Source organism: Paenarthrobacter sp. R1 (assembly GCF_030264015.1).
Classification (GTDB): Bacteria; Actinomycetota; Actinomycetes; order Actinomycetales; family Micrococcaceae; genus Arthrobacter; species Arthrobacter ureafaciens.
This window is the reverse complement of record NZ_CP127115.1, coordinates 751,790-769,481: the sequence shown is the minus strand read 5'-3', so window position 1 is coordinate 769,481 and position 17,692 is coordinate 751,790. Positions and strand designations below refer to the sequence as shown.

The window sequence follows — 17,692 nt, the reverse complement described above, 5'->3', positions numbered from 1 at the left end:
GGTATGGCCTCAATTCTTGCTGCCCCCACTGCGCCCGCGGTCCTGCCGCCACTCGTTGAACCGGCCGACGGACTGACGCCGGCCGAGGTGGAACGGTACTCCCGGCATCTCATCATTCCCGAAATCGGCGCGGTGGGCCAACGCAGGCTTAAGAATGCGAAAGTCCTTGTCATAGGTGCCGGTGGCCTGGGATCTCCGGCGCTTTTGTACCTGGCCGCGGCCGGCGTCGGGACTCTGGGCATTGTGGACGATGACACCGTTGACTTGAGCAACCTCCAGCGCCAGGTGATCCACGGTGTTCACGATGTGGGCACACCCAAGATCGAGTCCGCGCGCAAGGCCATCGCCGAGCTCAATCCGCTGGTCACCATAGTGCTGCACAACCAGCGGCTGGATGCGTCCAACGCGCTGGAGCTTTTTGCGGGCTATGACCTCATCCTCGACGGTGCGGACAACTTCGCCACGCGCTACCTGGTCAACGATGCCGCAGCGATCCTCGGCAAGCCGTACGTCTGGGGCTCCATCTTCCGTTTTGACGGCCAGGTCAGCGTGTTCTGGGCAGAACACGGCCCCACCTACCGCGACCTGTACCCCGAAGCCCCCCCCGCCGGCTCGGTGCCCTCCTGCGGCGAGGGCGGTGTCTTCGGCATGCTGTGCGCCGCAGTGGGCTCGCTGATGGTGACCGAGGCAGTGAAGCTGATTACCGGCGTCGGGCGTTCCCTGCTGGGGCGGGTTGCCCTTTTCGACGCGTTGGGCGGCAGCTGGCGCGAAATCAAGGTGTCCAGGGATCCCGAAGCCCAACCCATCACGGAACTGACGGACTACGAGGCATTCTGCGGGGTTACGCCGCCGGCCCCTACCGACGGCGAACATACCGTCACAGCCAAGGAACTCGCCGCGATGCTGGCCGAACGTGCAGCGGGGCAGCGCGATTTTGACCTGGTGGACGTGAGGGAATCAGGCGAGTACAGCATCGTGAATATCGATGGCTCCGTGTTGATTCCGCAGGGAAGGATCCTGGCCGGTGAGGCTTGGGTTGACCTGCCGCAGAACCGGGACATCGTGTTCCACTGCAAGGCAGGGACGCGTTCGGCCGCAGTGCTGGAGGCCGCACGGAAGGCGGGGTACACGCGGGTCAGCCATCTCGACGGCGGTATCCTCGCCTGGGTGCGGGATGTGGAACCGGAGAAGCCCGTCTACTGACATGTAGGCAGAAACAGCCGCCTACCGGTTGCGGTGGGCGGCAGCAGGGTTCAACTGGCGAACTTGCGCTAGGCGCTTTCGGAGCGAAGCTGCTGGTGGTCTACCGGGCACTCCGCTGCGGGAGCTGCCTGGGGCTGCTCCACCTGGATACCGTAGAGCGCATCCAACGCTGCCACGTAGTCTTCCTGACGGCCGTCGGAGGCCAGTTCGCGGGCACGTACGGTGGGGATGTGCAGCAGCTGCTTCACCATCCGGCGAAGGGCGAATTCGACCTCCTCGGCCGCTGCAGTGCACCCGTGCCGGGCGCGGACTTTTTCCATTTCGGAGTCGAGGACGTTCATGGTGTGGCGTCGCAGGGCAACGATGGCCGAATCCACCGAGCGCGATTCGCGCTCTGATTCGAAAGCCGTGGCGGCGCCGCTGACGATCGCACTGGCCTGGGACAGCGACTCGGCCTGCTCCTGCGGCGCAGCCAGGCGGACTGATTCGAGGGTAAGGAGTTCCACGCCGTCGAGTTCGCCGACGGCGGGATCGAAGTCGTGGGTCAGTGCAAGGTCGATCGCAATCAACGGCTTTCCCGAATTGGTCCTGACGCGGGCGAGATCCTCTGCCTCAACCCGGTTGTCGGAGCCGCTGCAGCCGATCATCACGTCGGCGGCTGCCACGGCCCCGGGAAGCGAATCGGCGTCGAGGGCTGTTCCGCCGCGGGTGGCAACGAATGTTTCCGCGCGGCCGGAGGAGGAATAGACGGAGATGTCCGAGCAGCCCCGTTCGCGCAGCAGGGACATGGTGGCTCCCGCATAGGCGCCGGTACCGAAGATCACTACCTTCTTGGTGGACCAGTCCGGATTGTCCGAAAGATCGGTGGCCAGGTCCAGTGCCACGGAGACAATGGAAAGGCCACGGGAACCCAGTGCCGTCTGCGCGCCAACGTCCTTGGCGGTCTTGGAAGCCGCTTGGAAGAGCCGGACCAGCCCCGGACTTGCGGTGCCTTCCTGCTGTGCGGTGATCAGGGCGCGGCGGACCTGCCCCGCGATCTCACGTTCGCCCACGACGGCGGAATCCAACCCGGCGCTCACTGCGAAGAGGTGGCGTGTTACGTCCGGACCCGCGTGGGTGTTGAAGGAACGCGACACGAGTTGCTCATTGAGTCCACTGAGTTCGCTGATCTGGGAAACCAGGGCGGAGCGGGCGGCTTCGACGTCGGCGCCGTTTGCTGTTTCGCCATAGATCTCGTAGCGGTTGCACGTTGCCAGGACCACGGCTCCGGAGACGACCGGTGAGCCCGTCAGGGCGGTGGAGGCCAGCTCGGAGGAACCGTTGCTCAACTGAGCGACGGTTTCGAGGTCGATGTCGGCGTGTGTAGCCACCAATGAGAAAAGAACCACAGCAAACCAATCATAGCTTTTTCGTAGCGCGGTAGAACAACGTGCCGCCGTGGCAATGACCACCAGCTGGAGTGATCCCTGCCACATGGGTATGGCGGCGGGTGGAACGTGACAGCCTGTCGTTATCTTTTGCACCGGATTTTCGGCACAATCGAAGGCATGACTTCTAGCGCGGCACCCTCCAACAATACGGCCATCAATGCCCCGGCAGGCAAGCTTGGGCCGGGCCACCCCCTCAATGATGGCCGCACTGCGGACTCGCCGCTGATCACCGCCTACCGCGGCGGTACGCCTTCGCGCAGGCCCGTCTGGTTCATGCGTCAGGCCGGCCGTTCCCTGCCCGAGTACCTCAAGGTGCGTGAGGGCGTTGCCATGCTCGATTCATGCCTGCGTCCTGAACTCGCCGCAGAGATCACGCTGCAGCCTGTGCGTCGCCATGATGTAGACGCCGGTATCTTCTTCTCCGACATCGTCATTCCCCTCAAGCTCGCCGGCGTCGGGGTGGACATCGTTCCCGGTGTCGGGCCGGTGTTGGACAAGCCGGTACGGACTGCCGACGACGTAGCCGCGCTGCCCGAGTTGACCTGGGAAGCGCTGGAGCCCATCCGCGAAGCCGTCCGCCTCACGGTGGCAGAGCTTGGCAAGACCCCGCTCATCGGCTTTGCCGGCGCGCCCTTCACCCTGGCTGCCTACATGGTGGAAGGCCGTCCTTCCCGGGACCATCTGGGCCCCCGGACCATGATGCACGCAGACCCTGAAACCTGGACGGCGTTGGCCAACTGGGCTGCCGACGCCTCGGGCCTTTTCCTGCAGGCTCAGTTGGAAGCCGGCGCGTCGGCCGGCCAGCTCTTCGATTCCTGGGCGGGTTCCCTCGGCCTGGCTGATTACACCAGGTTCGTGGCGCCGGCATCCTCGCGGGCCCTCAGCCACGTTCGCGGACTGGGTGCGCCGTTGGTGCATTTCGGTACCGGCACCTCCGAGCTCCTGGTGGCCATGCGGGATGTCGGCGTGGATGTCGTCGGCGTCGACTACCGCCTGCCGCTGGACGAGGCCAACCGCCGGTTGGGCGGAAGCGTGCCGTTGCAGGGCAACATCGACCCCGCGCTCCTTTCTGCTCCCTGGGAGGTGTTGGAGGCCCATGTCCGGGAAGTCATCGCAGCCGGTTCCGCGGCACCCGGACATGTAGTGAACCTCGGCCATGGTGTTCCGCCCGAGACGGATCCCACCGTGTTGACCCGGGTTGTTGAACTCATCCACTCCATCCCCTCGGAGTAGTCGTCGTGCGCTCGCGAGGTGCCGCGCCCCAAAGCCCCACGGCGGTGGTTGTAGGCGGCGGCGTCTCAGGCCTGGTGGCCGCCCGCGAACTGGCGATGGCGGGCATCGCCGTGACGGTTCTCGAGGCTTCGGAGTCCTGGGGTGGCTGTGTGGGAAGCCACGTCGTGGCAGGTCTGTCCCTTGACAGTGGGGCTGAGTCATTCGCTACCCGCTCTTCCGCTGTTGCCGACCTGGTCCGGGAGCTGGGAATCGGCGGGCAGATCGTCGCACCGCGGCCCGGGGGAGCATGGGTGCAATTGCCCGAGGGCGCCAGGGAACTTCCGAAAACCGGAATCCTGGGCATCCCGGCCAACCCGTGGGACCCCGAGGTCCGGCGCTCGCTGGGCTTCCTTGGTGCCCTGCGCGCATCCATGGACCGGATCCTGCCGGCCGGGCTCGGCACCTCTGCCGAGCTGACGAGCGTTTCCCAATTGGTCCGGACGAGAATGGGCAAGCGGGTCCTTGAGCGCCTGGTGGAGCCCGTGGTGGGCGGCGTCCATTCGGCCGACCCGGCCCTGTTGGACGTTGACATGGTGGCGCCCGGGCTTCGCGATGGCGTCCTCGCCAACGGCTCGCTTGCCGCTGCCGTCGCAGCACAACGAAAGGCTGCGCGCGGTGCGGGGTCCGCGCCTGCCAAAGCCGGCTCCGCCGTCGCGGGGCTGAAGGGCGGCATGCACACCTTGATCGGAGCCCTGGTCAAGGACCTGCAGGACCGCGGGGTAGTGTTGCTGACCCACCAGCGGGTGGACGGCATACGCAAGGCCGGAACCGGTTGGCAGGTTTCGGCTGGTGATTCCACGTACGACGCCGGGCGGCTGGTGGTTGCGCTCGACGGCCCGGCCGCCGTCGGACTGCTTGCGGACTCGGTGCCGGCGCTGGCTGGACTCCGCCCGGAAGCAGGCCCTCTGGTCAGCCTGGTGACGCTGGTGGTGGATCTTCCCGAATTGGACAGCCGGCCGCGCGGTACCGGAATCCTCGTTGCCCCCCAAACTCCGGGAATCAGGGCCAAGGCCCTGACGCACGCCACTTCCAAGTGGGATTGGCTTGCCGGGGAAGCCGGTCCCGGCACCCACGTGGTCCGCCTTTCCTACGGACGGCTGGTCGGCGTGGATGGCTCTGACGGGCAGGCTGCATCGGTCATGGACGACCAGTCCCTGCTTTCGGCTGCAGTGGAAGACGCCTCGAACCTCCTCACGGTTCCCATCACCCGTGCGGACGTCGTGGACTGGGACGTCGTGCGATGGGAAGGTGCCCTGCCGTTTGCCGCCGTGGGTCACAAACAGCGCGTGGCCGAGGTTCGCCGGGTCTGCGGGGCCGTGGAGGGCCTGGCTGTCGTGGGGGGATGGCTGGGCGGGAACGGCCTTGCTGCCGTGGTTGCCGACACCCGGACCCAAGCGAAGAAGCTGGCCCACGACGCCGCCAGTATGTGATTTGCGTCACTTCTACGTCTTGTAGAACTGATCCGTTTCGACTTAGGGGCCAGCACGGGGCAAACTTGAACCATGAGCCACACTTCCGCCGAATCTGTCACTAAAACTGCCGAAAACGAAGAACAGTTTTTTACGCTGTGGACCGTTTTCAAGCGCTCTGCCGACGTCTTGCGCAGCGGCGAAGCTGCCCAGGAATTTGAAGCCCTGACCGGGAAACTGGCTGCCGACGGCGTGACGGTGCGGGGGTGCTATGACGTGTCCGCCATGCGTGCCGACGCTGACATCATGGTGTGGTTGCATGGCTCCAAGCCCGAAGACCTGCAGTCCGCTGTCCGCGCCATCCGCCGGAGCAAGCTCTTCGCAGGAACGGAAATAGTTTGGTCGGCCATGGGCGTCCACCGCGAAGCCGAGTTCGCCAAGAACCACGTGCCTGCCTATGCCCGTGGCGTCGAGCCCAGCACCTGGCTCTGCGTCTACCCGTTCGTCCGCTCCTACGAGTGGTACATCCTGCCGGCTGAAGAGCGCGGCAAGATGCTGCGGGACCACGGCCTCCTGGGCCGGGACTTCCCCCAGGTCATTTCCAACACCGTGTCATCCTTTGCCTTGGGTGACTGGGAGTGGATCCTCGGCCTCGAGGCACCTGAGCTCGTGGACCTCGTGGACCTGATGCGCCACCTGCGCGCCACCGAGGCCCGCAACCATGTTCGTGAAGAAATTCCGTTCTACACCGGGCGCCGGGTCACCGCCGCTGAGATTGCAAAGGTCCTTGCATGAGCACTTTCCCCATCTCCACTGAACCGAACCAGGTGACCGAGCGCGGCAGGCTGGAGCCGAAGAATTACGACGCCGTGCTGCTGGCCTCCTTCGGTGGTCCGGAAGGCCAGGAAGACGTCATCCCGTTCCTTCGGAATGTGACCAGGGGCCGGGGCATCCCTGACGAACGCCTTGAAGAGGTATCGCACCACTACCGCGCCTTTGGCGGTATCAGCCCCATTAACCAGCAGAACCGTGAGCTCAAAGCCGCCATTGAGGGTGAGCTCGCCCGCCGCGGCATCGAGTTGCCTGTGCTGTGGGGCAACCGTAACTGGGACCCGTACATCGCGCCGGTTTTGCAGGACGCCTACGACGCCGGCCACCGCCGCATCCTGATGCTCACCACCAGCATCTACTCCTGTTACTCCAGCTGCCGCCAATACCGCGAGGACATCGGCATCGCGCTGACGGAAACGGGTTTGGACGGCAAGCTGGAAGTGGACAAGATCCGCCAATACTTCGACCACCCCGGCGTAGTGCAGCCGTTCCTGGAAGGAACCGCGGCCGGACTGGAAGAGATCCGCGGGAAGCTCGTTGCCGCAGGCGAAACGGACCCGGACTCCAAGATCCGTGTCCTGTTCGCAACCCACTCCATCCCTACCCGGGACGCCGAGGCTGCAGGCCGGTCCGTGGACGAACCCCGCGAATTTGCCGAAGGTTCCGCCTACGCAGCCCAGCACCTCGCCAACGCCAAGGCCATCATGGACCAGGTGGCACCGGACGTTGCCTGGGACCTCGTGTACCAGTCGCGTTCCGGAGCGCCGCACATTCCGTGGTTGGAACCGGACATCAATGACCACCTTGAAGCGATCGCGCCCGAGGGCGTCCGCGGTGTGGTGATCGTGCCGCTTGGATTCGTGAGCGACCATATGGAGGTCGCCTGGGACCTCGACACCGAGGCGCTGGAGACGTGCGGAAACCTCGGAATCGAGGCTACCCGGGTCCCGACCCCCGGCACCCACGCGGCATTTGTCTCCGGCCTGGTGGACCTGATCTGCGAACGCACCGTGGAGAACAACATCTCCGAGCGGCCGCACGTGACGGACCTCGGCCCGTGGTACGACGTATGCCGCCCGAACTGCTGCGAGAACTTCAGGGGTGCCAAGCCCGTGATAGCCGAGAAAGGCGCCACTGTCGGTAGCGGACATGACCCCTACCCGGTGCCGGAGGGCAGCAAGTGAGCGTCCGCATCGGGACCAGGGCCAGCAAACTGGCCCTCACCCAGACCCAGCAGACGGCGGACCGGTTGGCCGCCGTCGGGGGCTTTCCCGTGGAACTGGTCCACATCAGGACCGAAGGTGATGTCCGGACGGGTTCGCTGTCCCAGATGGGCGGCACGGGCGTGTTCGTAGCAGCGCTCCGTGATTCCTTGCTGGCAGAAACCTGCGACGTCGCCGTGCACTCCTTGAAGGACCTGCCGACAGGCGCCGAACCCGGTCTGACCATCGCGGCAACGCCCAAGCGCGTGGACGTCCGGGATGTGTTGTGTGCCCGCAACGGCCTGACCCTTGCCGAACTGCCGGGCGGGGCGAAGATCGGCACGGGCTCCCCGCGCCGCGCGGCTCAATTGCGTGCCGCCCGTCCCGACATCGAGGTCCTGGATATCCGCGGAAACGTCGATACCCGCCTTGGCCGCGTCCCGGGGCTGCCCGGCAACGCTACGGACGACGTCGTGGAAGGCAAGTCCAACGACCTCGACGCCGTAGTCCTGGCCGCCGCCGGCCTTGAGCGCATGGGCCGGCTGGACACCGTCACCGAATACTTCGAAACGTCAGTGATGCTCCCCGCTCCCGGGCAAGGAGCGCTTGCCATCGAATGCCGGACATCCGATGCGCCGCAACGGGACCAGACCGGTGGGGGAGAAGGAGTGCTTGCCCAGGCCCTAAGCGCACTCAACGACGACGACACCCGGCTTGCGGTGACTGCAGAGCGTGCTGTGCTGGCCAGGCTCGAGGCAGGCTGCGCAGCCCCCGTGGGTGCCTACGCGTTCCGGAAAGGCAGCATGCTGCACCTTGAAGCAGTGGTGTGCGCCGTGGATGGGACCCGGACAGTCAGGGAAAAGAAGGCCACGGACGGGCTGACGGAAGTTGGAGCCACCCTGCTCGGCATCGAAGTGGCAGAGCAGTTGCTCGCCGCCGGCGCCGCGGAGATCGCGGACCTTGCCGCTTCCTGACCAGCCGGACTTCCACGCCCTGCAGGGCCGCCGCATCCTGATCACCAGGAGCGCGGACAGGGCCCGGCCCCTTGCTGCCATTCTGCACGGCAAGGGAGCGGAAGCCTTGGTGCTCCCGCTCATCGACTTTGAGCGGGTCGAGGACCAGGGGCCGATGGACGCCGCTTTGGATGAACTCCAGGGCGGCTCCTTCGATTGGCTGGTCATCAGCAGCGTCACAACCATCCGCGTACTGATTGAAAAGGCCGCCGAACGGGGAATCCAGCCCCGCCAATTGGTACCCGGGACTACCCGGGTTGCCGCTGTCGGTACTTCATCCCGGAGCGTCCTTGAGGCACTGGGAATCGCCGTGGACCTGGCCCCGGTAGGCCAGCAGTCCGCCGAAGGCCTGGTGTCTCTGTGGGCCGCTGGCGGGGACCGTGCGTTCCTGCCCCAGGCGGACATCGCCGCTCGCACCTTGGCCGAGGGGCTGCGGGCAAAAGGTGCGACCGTATCCGTTGTCATTGCCTATCACACGGTCGACTACCCGGCCCGGCCGGAACGGCGCCTTGCCGGTGAACTGCCGCCCGCCGTCGTGGCCTCCGGCCAGGAAGCCGGCCGTGAAGTGACCGTCCAGGATGTACGCGCCGCGCTCGACCACGGCACGCTCGACGCCGTTGTGGCCGCCTCACCCAGCGGCGCAAAGCGCATCGCCGGCAACCTCCTGCCGCTGGGAAAGTGCCGCCTTGTGGCCATTGGACGCCCCACCGCCGCGGAAGCAGCGCGGCTCGGCCTGACAGTTGCGGCCACAGCCCAGGAACCTACCCCGGACGGCATCGCGACCGCCTTGGAATCCGTATTCGCCAATGAAGGGAACACAAGATGAGCTTTCCGAACCACCGTCCACGCCGCCTGCGCACGACACCGGCCATGCGACGCCTCACCGCAGAGAACCGCCTGGCGCCCGCAGACCTGATCCTGCCCGCTTTCATTCGCGAGGGCCTGACGGAGCCAAGCCCCATCACTTCCATGCCCGGCGTCGTCCAGCACACCACGGACACGCTCAAGCGTGCGGCTGCGGAGGCTGTGGAACTGGGCGTTGGCGGCATCATGCTGTTCGGAGTTCCCGAGGTTCGCGATGCCCGGGGGACCGCGTCTTTGGACCCCGAGGGCGTCCTGAACAAGGCCATCCGCGATGTCAAAGCAGAAGTGGGTGATCACCTCGTGATCATGGGAGACGTCTGCCTCGACGAATTCACCGACCACGGGCACTGCGGAGTCCTGGACTCCAATGGTTACGTCGACAACGACGCCACCCTGGAAATCTACGGCCAGATGGCCGTGGCCCAAGCCGAGGCGGGTGCGCACGTGCTGGGGCCCTCGGGCATGATGGATGGCCAGATTGCCGTCATCCGCCAGGCCTTGGAGGAATCCGGGCACAAGAACACGGCCGTGCTGGCCTACGCCGCAAAATACGCTTCGGCTTTTTACGGCCCGTTCCGTGAAGCCGTGGATTCCCAGTTGCAGGGCGACCGCCGGACCTACCAGATGGACGCTGCCAACCGCCGCGAAGCGATCCTGGAAGTGGAACTGGACCTCGAAGAGGGGGCTGACATGGTCATGGTCAAGCCCGCCATGAGCTACCTCGACATCCTGGCCGACGTCGCGGCGATGAGTCCGGTCCCGGTCTCCGCCTACCAAATCTCGGGCGAATACGCCATGATCGAAGCGGCTGCCGCGAACGGTTGGATCGATCGTCGGGGTGCCATCACGGAGTCCGTCCTGGGTATCAAACGGGCAGGTGCCGATACCATCCTCACCTACTGGGCCTCCGAACTCGCAGGCTGGCTTAAGGAGTCCTGATGACCCCTGTATCGTCCGATCCCACGGCCCCTGTGGGTCCCGGGGAGATCCTGCTCGGCCTCAATACTTTCGGAGACGCGGGGCTGGATGCCGACGGGAACCCCAAGGAACACGCGCAAGTCCTGCGCGACTTGCTGGAAGAAGCAAAACTGGCGGACGCCGTCGGAATCCACGCCTTTGGTGTCGGGGAGCACCACCGCCGCGATTTTGCGGTATCCGCGCCCGAAGTGTTCCTCGGCGCCGCTGCCGCCGTGACCTCACGGATCCGGCTGGGAACTGCGGTGACGGTCCTGAGCTCCGATGACCCCATCAGGGTTTTCCAGCGCTTCGCTACCGTTGATGCGTTGTCCAACGGGCGTGCCGAGGTGATGCTGGGCAGGGGATCCTTTGTGGAATCCTTCCCCCTTTTCGGCCTGGACCTGGCTGACTACGAGGTGTTGTTCGAGGAGAAACTGGACCTGTTCCACAAGGTCCGGGCCCAGAAGCCCGTTCACTGGGAAGGCCGGACAAGGCCCAACGTCAACGGGCTGCAGGTTTACCCTCGGCTCCAGCACCACCTGTTGCCCGCCTGGATCGGCGTAGGCGGGACACCGGAATCCGTGCTGCGGTGTGCGGAGTACGGATACCCCATTATTTTCGCCATCATCGGGGGAGAGCCCCGACGATTCGCGCCCCTGGTCAATCTCTACCGGGAGGCGATGGGGAAGTACGGGCACCCCATGCGCCAGATCGCCACGCACTCACCGGGCTACATCGCCGAAACTGATGAAGCCGCGCGCGAAGAACTCTTTCCGCATTGGTTGGAGCAGCGCAACCGGATAGGATCCGAGCGCGGCTGGGGTCCGGGTAACCGCGGCGAGTTCGAGGCCATGTGCGGTCTGCAAGGTGCCCTCTACGTGGGCTCACCCGAGACAGTAGCCCGGAAGATAGCCCTCCTCAAACGGAACCTCGGGGTTGACCGCTTCGATCTCAAATACAGCAACGGAACGCTGCCGCACGGGTCCATGATGCGTTGCATCGAGCTCTACGGCACCGAGGTGGCCCCGCGCGTGGCGGAGCTCCTCGCCGAACAGGCCTAAGCAAGCGTCATAGCGGCGCTGGAATCACTGGAAGAATAGGAACCATGACCTCAAACACCCCTGTGTCCGACCAACTGTTCGATCGGGCCCAATCCCTGATGCCCGGTGGTGTCAATTCGCCTGTTCGTGCGTTCGGTTCAGTGGGCGGTACACCGAAGTTCATGGTCTCCGCCAAGGGTGCCTACCTCACCGATGCTGACGGCCGCGATTACGTGGACCTCGTCTGCTCCTGGGGCCCGGCCCTCCTGGGCCACGCCCACCCCGCCGTCCTCGAGGCTGTCCACGCGGCAGTTGACCGGGGCCTCTCTTTCGGCGCGTCCACTCCGGACGAAGCCAACCTTGCCGCACTGGTTAAAGAGCGCGTTTCCGCCGTGGAACGGATCCGGATGGTTTCCACGGGCACGGAAGCCACGATGACAGCAGTCCGGCTCGCCCGCGGCTTCACCGGCCGGAACCTCATCATCAAGTTCGCCGGCTGCTACCACGGCCACCTCGACGGTTTGCTTGCGTCCGCAGGTTCGGGCGTTGCCACCCTTGCACTTCCGGGCTCCGCCGGAGTGACGGCAGCGGCGGCCGCCGAAACCATGGTCTTGCCCTACAACGATCTGGCCGCCGTGGAAGAGGCTTTCGCCGCCCACGGCAAGGACATCGCTGCGGTCATCACGGAAGCAGCGCCGGCCAACATGGGCGTTGTCACCCCGGGAGAGGGCTTCAACGCAGGCCTCTCCCGGATCACCAAGGAACACGGCGCACTGCTCATCCTTGACGAGGTGCTGACCGGATTCCGTACGGGCTACGCCGGCTACTGGGGTTTGACCGGCCAGCAGGAAGGCTGGGCTCCGGACCTGCTGACTTTCGGAAAGGTGATTGGCGGTGGAATGCCGACGGCGGCCCTCGGCGGCCGTGCCGACGTCATGGACTACCTGGCCCCGGTGGGACCGGTGTACCAGGCGGGAACGCTGTCCGGGAATCCCGTTGCCATGGCCGCAGGTGTCGCCACCCTGACGCACGCCACGCAGGAGGTCTACGCGCACGTCGATGCCCGGTCCTTGGAACTCTCCGCTGCCCTGTCGTCCGCCTTGGACGCCGAGGGCGTGGACCACTCCATCCAGCGCGCCGGAAACCTGTTCTCGGTGGCCTTTGGCACGTCAGCCAACGGTGTGCACAACTATCAGGACGCCCAGGCCCAGGAAGCATTCCGGTACGCCCCGTTCTTCCACTCCATGCTGGACTCCGGCGTCTACCTTCCGCCGTCCGTCTACGAAGCATGGTTCCTCTCCGCAGCCCACGACGACGCTGCCTTGAACCGGATCTACGACGCACTGCCGGCAGCAGCCAAGGCCGCCGCCGGAGCAACCGCCTGAGGGCCGGCGCCAACCACCGGCGCCCCATCGGCTTCCATGATGCTGATGGGGCGCTGTTTGCTTAACGGGGGTAGTGTCGTAGGGAACCCAACCCCAACGAATCCACGGTTTACCATGCGCACCACCACGTCCTTTGCCTTCCCCAGCAAGTCCGTCACGGCTGTCAGCAAGACCGTCATGGCTCTTGGTCTCACCGCAGTTCTGGCAACCGGGTGCTCCAACAGCGGAGCTCCCGGGTCCGCCACCCCGACAGCCCCGCACTCAAGCCCCGCTCCGCCGTCGGCGTCCTCCCCGCCGGCCGCGACGCAAAGTCCTGGCACCGCCTCAGCCTCAAGGGACGCGGGGCCCAGCTTGAGCGCTGCGCCGCCTACTTCGGCCGCACCTGCTGATACTGCGTCCCAACAATTGTCCCGGCTCAGCCTGGATCAGCGGGTTGGCCAGTTGTTCATGGTCGCGGCCAAGGCAACGGGCGCGGATCCGGGCACCATGACGGCCCTGACTACCTACCACACAGGAAATGTCTATCTGAGCGGCCGCAGCAAAGCAGGCTCCGAGGCAACGGCCAAGGTCGTGGCCTCCCTGACCGGAACCGTCAGCCCGGGCACCACCGGGAACCTTCCGCTGTTCGTCGGGACGGACCAAGAGGGCGGCAACGTGCAGGTCCTTTCCGGTCCCGGATTCACAACCATTCCTGCGGCAACAGCACAGGCCGGGCTGGGCGGAACCCGGTTACGTTCCGAGGCAGCCGTGTGGGGTAAGGAACTGCGGAGCGCAGGTGTCAACGTGAACCTCGCGCCGGTTCTGGACACCGTTGCCAGCCCGGAGTTCGCACCGTCCAACGGCCCTATCGGACGGTTCCAGCGTCAGTACGGCTATTCACCCGGAACGGTGTCCGAACTGGGTAACGCCTTCGCCTTGGGCATGGCCGACGCAGGCGTGGCACCGGTGGTGAAGCATTTCCCGGGCTTGGGGAGGGTAGTGCCCAACACGGACGTCAGCAAGGACGTGCGGGATAAGGAAACAACCCGGACCGATCCCGCCTTGGCGCCTTTCCGTGCGGCTATCAGGAATGGAACCCGCTGGGTCATGCTCTCCAACGCGTACTACGACAAGATTGACCCCGCCACCATTGCTCCGTTCTCGCCCGTGATCACGTCAATGCTCCGCGAGGACCTGGCATTCGACGGGATCATTGTCTCAGATGACCTGTGCAGTGCCGCCCAACTGGAACCCTGGGGGAGTGCTGACCGGGCGCTGAACTTCTTCGGGGCCGGGGGAACCATGATGGTCTGCGCGGACCCTTCCCGGATCCCTGCCATGCACCAGGCCGTCGTCGACAAGGCGCAGTCGGATCCTGCCTTCATGCGGAAGATCGACGATGCAGTCCTGACGATTTTGCGGGTCAAAGCCGCGTCAGCCCTTTAGAGCGGGCGCGTCTTAAAGGCCCATCCCGGTCTTCGTGGAAGCCAGGGGATCCACGGAGACCAGGACCCAAGAGGAAAGCCCCGTTTTGCTCCGCTGGTTAGCGGAACAAAACGGGGCTTTTCACTCAGCGGCGGCCCGGGATGGCGGCCGTGAGGGAACGTGCCTTAGAGGACGTCCGAAAGGAATCCTTGCAGCCGTTCGGTGCGGGGGCTGGTGAACAGTTCCTCCGGAGGACCGGACTCCACCACCACACCGGCGTCCATGAAGGTCACCGTGTCCGAGACGTTCCTTGAGAAACCCATCTCGTGCGTGACCACAACCATGGTCATGCCGCCTTTGGCCAAGTCCGTCATCAGGGCCAGGACGCCCTTGACGAGCTCCGGGTCCAAAGCCGATGTTGCTTCGTCGAAGAACATGACTTCCGGCTTCATGGCCAGTGCGCGGGCAATAGCCACGCGCTGCTGCTGTCCACCGGAGAGATTGGCCGGCCGGACGTCCGCTTTGTGCTTCAGTCCCACCAGATCGAGTTGGGCAAGGGCCTCCTCGCGGGCCTGGTCCTTGGACATGCCGCGCAGCTTGCGCAGGGCCAGCGTCACGTTCTCCGCAACTGTCTTGTGCGGGAACAGGTTGAACTGCTGGAACACCATGCCGATGCGGCGCCGGAGCTCATCCGGGTTGTCCTTCAGTACCGACTTGCCGTCCAGGAGGATGTCCCCCTGGTCGGGTTCGATGAGCCGGTTCATGACTCTGAGGAGGGTGGACTTGCCGGAACCGGAAGGACCGATCACGGATGCCGTGGTGCCCTGCGGAACGTGCAGGTCGATGCCCCTCAGGACATGGTTGCTGCCGAAGGAAAGGTGAATGTTCTTGGCCGTCAATGACCCCGAAGTGAACTCGCTCATGCCTGGGCTCCCTTTCCGACGACTGCCGCGGCATCGTCCGGTTCTTTCTTCTCAGGGCGTCCTGAGCGCATCCTGGCGTCGATCCAGTTCACGAAGTGCGTCAGCGGAATGGTCAACGCGAGGTAGAACACGGCCGCAGCGACGTATGGCGACAGGTTTCCTGTGTTCGCCGCTGCGTCCTTGCCGATCTGGAAGATTTCGCGTTCCGAGGCCAGAAGACCCAAGAGGAACACCAGCGAGGATTCCTTGATCAGTGCAATGAACTGGTTCACCAGCGCCGGAAGCACGCGGCGGATACCTTGGGGTACCACCACGAGCCGCATGGAAGCGCCGTAGCCAAAGCCAAGGGCGCGGGAGGCTTCCAGCTGGCCCTTGTCAACGCTCTGGATGCCCGATCGGAAAATTTCACCGATGTAGGCGCCGGACATCAAGGACAACGCAGCGATTGCCATGGGGTACGGGCTGGTGGAGCCGGTCAGTTCCCGGATGATGGGTCCGAAGCCGAACCCGATCACCAGGATGGTCAGCACCGGGGGCAGGCCGCGGAGGATGTCCGTGTACACACGGGCAATCCACCGGGCCACAGGGTTCCGGGAAATCCCCATCAGTGCAAGGGCCATGCCCAGCACCGTCCCGATGATCCCCGAGATGATTGCCAAAACGAGGGTATTCGGCAGGCCTACGGCGAACATCTTGGGAATGACTTCGCCCATCGCCTCCCAGTCAAGGAAGGTGTCTGCGAGTTGCTTGAGGATATCCATGGAACCCCCGGGTTACTTGGCGGGAATCTGGACGGCCTTGCTGCCCGGCTTCCAGCCCTGCGGGGTCTGCTCGGCCGCCGTCGGACGGTCCTCGTACCATTCGGCAGTGAGCTTGGTCCACGTGCCGTCAGCGATGACAGCGTCCAGGCCGGCGTTCAGCGCGTCGATGAGGGGCTGGTTGTCCTTGTTCACGGCGTACGCGGTGAAGTTCTGGGTGTTGACAACCTTTTCGGCGATCTTGGTGTTGTCGCCTTCCTTTACCTGGCCGGTGGCCTGCTGCGAGGGGGCAACCCAAGCATCGATCTGGCCGTTCTTCACGTTGCCGTAGACAGTGTTGTAGTCAGGGAAACGGACGGGCTCAAGCTTGAGGGTGTTGGTGACGTAGTCATCCTGCACGGTGCCCTGGACGACGCCGATCCGGACGCCTTCCTTGAGGTCGGCGAACCCGGTGACCTTGGCGTCATTCTTGGTCACGACCGCCATGTAGCCGAAGTCGTAGCCATTGGTGAAGCCGACCGTCTTGCGGCGGGCGTCCGTGGTGGAGATCGAGGAGGATCCGACGTCGAACTGCTTGTTCGCTACCTGCGACAGGAGTGCGGAGAAGTCGGTGGAAGCGAACTCGACCTTCAGGCCCAGCTTGTCGCCGACCGCGCGCAGGAGCTCATTGTCATAGCCGGTGAATTTGCCGGAGCCATCGATGAAGATGTTCGGCGGAGCGTCGCTGAGCGTGCCGACGCGGAGGGTACCTTCGGTGATGAGGCCAAGCTTCGACTTATCGATCTGGTCGATCGGAGTGACATCCGCGGTGGTGTATTTGTCCAGCGTCTGCTGGTCGCTGCCCGCGAGTGCATCCGTCGCTGAGCTGCTCGACTCTGAGGTTCCTCCGCCGCAGGCCGCGAGGGAGATCACCAGGGCTGCTGCAACGGGAGCAGCAGCGAGCCACTTGGGCGCTTTGAATTTCATCAAGAAATCACTTTCATCGAAGGTCACGTCAGACGTTTGTGGTGGGCGGGGAACGTAACAGCACTAGGTTTCCGGCTGTCCTAGCAGACTTCGACCCGCCAAACTTAATTATGTCACCAACGCCCGGAGGCCTTTTGAATCGAACAGGTGACCGATGTGGCCTTCAAATGCCGAATTATCGGAGGGCGTGGGGCATACCCAGCCCTCTAGCGTTCCGTCGGTAGCAGGGCTTGGGAAATCAGTGGGCGCATCATGGCCCACAAAGGAGTTCCCTGAATTCCTGTGAGTTGCATCGCACTCCGTCGCAGGCCGGCAGGGTGGAGGTCAGAAACCTCCGCGGCTGGCATCCTCCGGAGGGAGCACCGGCCACTGGCCTTCGATGACTGCAGCAGGCTTGCTCCGGCGGAGGTATTCCTGGAAGTCGGCAGCCTGGGAAGCTGCCCAGTCCACCTGCAAATGATGCAACTGGGATGCAGGCATGTGCAACTTGGGAAACTTTCCCGCCATGGCGTCCAAGACGCGAAGGGTGGCCAGCGCATCCGCAGCAGAAGTGTGGGCGTTGTCCAGAAGGACACCGTACTCTTCGCAAAGGGCTGTCAGCGTCCGCTTTCCCTTGCGGTACCGGTCCACCTGCTTGTTCATAATGTAGGGGTCCAGGACAGGGAAACGGGTGAGCTGCGGCACGCCGTGCCTGGCCGACTCTGCCGCAAGCACCGTAAAGTCGTAACTGGCGTTGAAAGCGATGACGGGCGTGCCGTCATCGAAAAGACCCTGGAGGACGCCTGCGACCTCGCGCGTCACGTCAGCCGCCGGACGGCCTTCGGCCCGGGCCTTGGCTGTGGTGACGCCGTGGACCTCGCTTGCTTCCAGGGGAATCTCAACACCGGGGTCAGCGAGCCATTCATGTTCCTGGACCAACTCGCCGCGGGAGTCCACAACCGTGATTGACGCCGTGACTATCCGGGCGGAGCGGGAATTCTTTCCGGTGGTCTCGAGGTCGAAGGCAGCACGGGGAAGGGTATTCCAGGAACTCAT

Annotated in this window: 16 protein-coding genes; 11 read left to right on the top strand and 5 right to left on the bottom strand. The window is 64.7% G+C overall.

The window, feature by feature from the left end; all coding sequences use genetic code 11:
• The first annotated feature begins 3 nt into the window (after window positions 1-3).
• Entirely contained in the window at window positions 4-1,203 is a 1,200-nt protein-coding gene (gene moeB / locus QN084_RS03670; RefSeq protein WP_062097326.1) for a molybdopterin-synthase adenylyltransferase MoeB, read from the top strand.
• A gap of 68 nt (window positions 1,204-1,271) precedes the next feature.
• Here moeB and QN084_RS03665 read toward each other — a convergent pair whose 3' ends face one another.
• Window positions 1,272-2,591 carry a glutamyl-tRNA reductase gene (locus tag QN084_RS03665; protein WP_062097324.1) on the bottom strand — a complete coding sequence of 440 codons (1,320 nt, stop codon included), beginning with the start codon at window positions 2,589-2,591 and terminating at the stop codon, window positions 1,272-1,274.
• A gap of 159 nt (window positions 2,592-2,750) precedes the next feature.
• Here QN084_RS03665 and hemE point away from each other — a divergent pair, with 159 nt between their 5' ends.
• The 10 genes from hemE (at window position 2,751) to QN084_RS03615 (ending at window position 14,031) form a co-directional block, all read left to right on the top strand.
• The gene (gene hemE / locus QN084_RS03660) at window positions 2,751-3,866 is read left to right on the top strand and encodes a uroporphyrinogen decarboxylase (protein ID WP_031216331.1); all 1,116 of its coding nucleotides are present in this window, start codon (window positions 2,751-2,753) and stop codon (window positions 3,864-3,866) included.
• A 95-nt stretch (window positions 3,867-3,961) separates the two neighbouring features.
• The gene (hemG, locus tag QN084_RS03655) at window positions 3,962-5,335 is read left to right on the top strand and encodes a protoporphyrinogen oxidase (protein ID WP_264398839.1); all 1,374 of its coding nucleotides are present in this window, start codon (window positions 3,962-3,964) and stop codon (window positions 5,333-5,335) included.
• 72 nt (window positions 5,336-5,407) lie between these two features.
• On the top strand, window positions 5,408-6,109 hold the full coding sequence (gene hemQ, locus QN084_RS03650; protein WP_069695185.1) for a hydrogen peroxide-dependent heme synthase: 702 nt from the start codon (window positions 5,408-5,410) through the stop codon (window positions 6,107-6,109).
• Entirely contained in the window at window positions 6,106-7,329 is a 1,224-nt protein-coding gene (locus tag QN084_RS03645) for a ferrochelatase (protein WP_021471810.1), read from the top strand. Before hemQ ends, QN084_RS03645 begins: the two co-directional genes overlap by 4 nt.
• The gene (gene hemC / locus QN084_RS03640; protein ID WP_069695184.1) at window positions 7,326-8,321 is read left to right on the top strand and encodes a hydroxymethylbilane synthase; all 996 of its coding nucleotides are present in this window, start codon (window positions 7,326-7,328) and stop codon (window positions 8,319-8,321) included. Before QN084_RS03645 ends, hemC begins: the two co-directional genes overlap by 4 nt.
• Window positions 8,308-9,186, top strand: coding sequence for a uroporphyrinogen-III synthase (locus QN084_RS03635; RefSeq protein WP_069695183.1), 879 nt, complete (start codon window positions 8,308-8,310; stop codon window positions 9,184-9,186). The genes hemC and QN084_RS03635 overlap by 14 nt, the downstream gene beginning before the upstream one ends.
• A complete protein-coding gene (gene hemB / locus QN084_RS03630; protein ID WP_069695182.1) occupies window positions 9,183-10,163 on the top strand; it encodes a porphobilinogen synthase in 981 nt (326 codons plus the stop codon). The genes QN084_RS03635 and hemB overlap by 4 nt, the downstream gene beginning before the upstream one ends.
• A complete protein-coding gene (locus QN084_RS03625) occupies window positions 10,163-11,242 on the top strand; it encodes an LLM class flavin-dependent oxidoreductase (RefSeq protein ID WP_062097317.1) in 1,080 nt (359 codons plus the stop codon). The genes hemB and QN084_RS03625 overlap by 1 nt, the downstream gene beginning before the upstream one ends.
• Window positions 11,243-11,286: 44 nt before the next feature.
• A complete protein-coding gene (gene hemL / locus QN084_RS03620; RefSeq protein WP_021471815.1) occupies window positions 11,287-12,606 on the top strand; it encodes a glutamate-1-semialdehyde 2,1-aminomutase in 1,320 nt (439 codons plus the stop codon).
• A gap of 114 nt (window positions 12,607-12,720) precedes the next feature.
• The gene (locus QN084_RS03615) at window positions 12,721-14,031 is read left to right on the top strand and encodes a glycoside hydrolase family 3 N-terminal domain-containing protein (RefSeq protein WP_139126772.1); all 1,311 of its coding nucleotides are present in this window, start codon (window positions 12,721-12,723) and stop codon (window positions 14,029-14,031) included.
• 164 nt (window positions 14,032-14,195) lie between these two features.
• Here QN084_RS03615 and QN084_RS03610 read toward each other — a convergent pair whose 3' ends face one another.
• From QN084_RS03610 to QN084_RS03595, 4 genes are all read right to left on the bottom strand, one after another.
• Window positions 14,196-14,933, bottom strand: a complete 738-nt coding sequence (locus QN084_RS03610; protein ID WP_021471818.1) for an amino acid ABC transporter ATP-binding protein — start codon at window positions 14,931-14,933, stop codon at window positions 14,196-14,198.
• Complete coding sequence (locus QN084_RS03605) at window positions 14,930-15,694, bottom strand: amino acid ABC transporter permease (RefSeq protein WP_021471819.1); 765 nt, start codon at window positions 15,692-15,694, stop codon at window positions 14,930-14,932. Before QN084_RS03605 ends, QN084_RS03610 begins: the two co-directional genes overlap by 4 nt.
• Before the next feature lie 12 nt (window positions 15,695-15,706).
• Complete coding sequence (locus QN084_RS03600) at window positions 15,707-16,657, bottom strand: ABC transporter substrate-binding protein (protein WP_021471820.1); 951 nt, start codon at window positions 16,655-16,657, stop codon at window positions 15,707-15,709.
• A gap of 324 nt (window positions 16,658-16,981) precedes the next feature.
• The gene (locus QN084_RS03595) at window positions 16,982-17,692 is read right to left on the bottom strand and encodes a 3'-5' exonuclease (RefSeq protein WP_021471821.1); all 711 of its coding nucleotides are present in this window, start codon (window positions 17,690-17,692) and stop codon (window positions 16,982-16,984) included.

What these genes read in the sequence shown, in the direction of transcription:
- moeB (WP_062097326.1), top strand. Translation starts at nt 4, where the DNA reads ATGGCCTCAATTCTTGCTGCCCCCACTGCGCCCGCGGTCCTGCCGCCA.
- hemE (WP_031216331.1), top strand. Translation starts at nt 2,751, where the DNA reads ATGACTTCTAGCGCGGCACCCTCCAACAATACGGCCATCAATGCCCCG.
- hemG (WP_264398839.1), top strand. Translation starts at nt 3,962, where the DNA reads ATGGCGGGCATCGCCGTGACGGTTCTCGAGGCTTCGGAGTCCTGGGGT.
- hemQ (WP_069695185.1), top strand. Translation starts at nt 5,408, where the DNA reads ATGAGCCACACTTCCGCCGAATCTGTCACTAAAACTGCCGAAAACGAA.
- QN084_RS03645 (WP_021471810.1), top strand. Translation starts at nt 6,106, where the DNA reads ATGAGCACTTTCCCCATCTCCACTGAACCGAACCAGGTGACCGAGCGC.
- hemB (WP_069695182.1), top strand. Translation starts at nt 9,183, where the DNA reads ATGAGCTTTCCGAACCACCGTCCACGCCGCCTGCGCACGACACCGGCC.
- QN084_RS03625 (WP_062097317.1), top strand. Translation starts at nt 10,163, where the DNA reads ATGACCCCTGTATCGTCCGATCCCACGGCCCCTGTGGGTCCCGGGGAG.
- hemL (WP_021471815.1), top strand. Translation starts at nt 11,287, where the DNA reads ATGACCTCAAACACCCCTGTGTCCGACCAACTGTTCGATCGGGCCCAA.
- QN084_RS03615 (WP_139126772.1), top strand. Translation starts at nt 12,721, where the DNA reads ATGCGCACCACCACGTCCTTTGCCTTCCCCAGCAAGTCCGTCACGGCT.
- QN084_RS03610 (WP_021471818.1), bottom strand. Translation starts at nt 14,933, where the DNA reads ATGAGCGAGTTCACTTCGGGGTCATTGACGGCCAAGAACATTCACCTT.
- QN084_RS03605 (WP_021471819.1), bottom strand. Translation starts at nt 15,694, where the DNA reads ATGGATATCCTCAAGCAACTCGCAGACACCTTCCTTGACTGGGAGGCG.
- QN084_RS03600 (WP_021471820.1), bottom strand. Translation starts at nt 16,657, where the DNA reads ATGAAATTCAAAGCGCCCAAGTGGCTCGCTGCTGCTCCCGTTGCAGCA.
- QN084_RS03595 (WP_021471821.1), bottom strand. Translation starts at nt 17,692, where the DNA reads ATGAGTTCCTGGAATACCCTTCCCCGTGCTGCCTTCGACCTCGAGACC.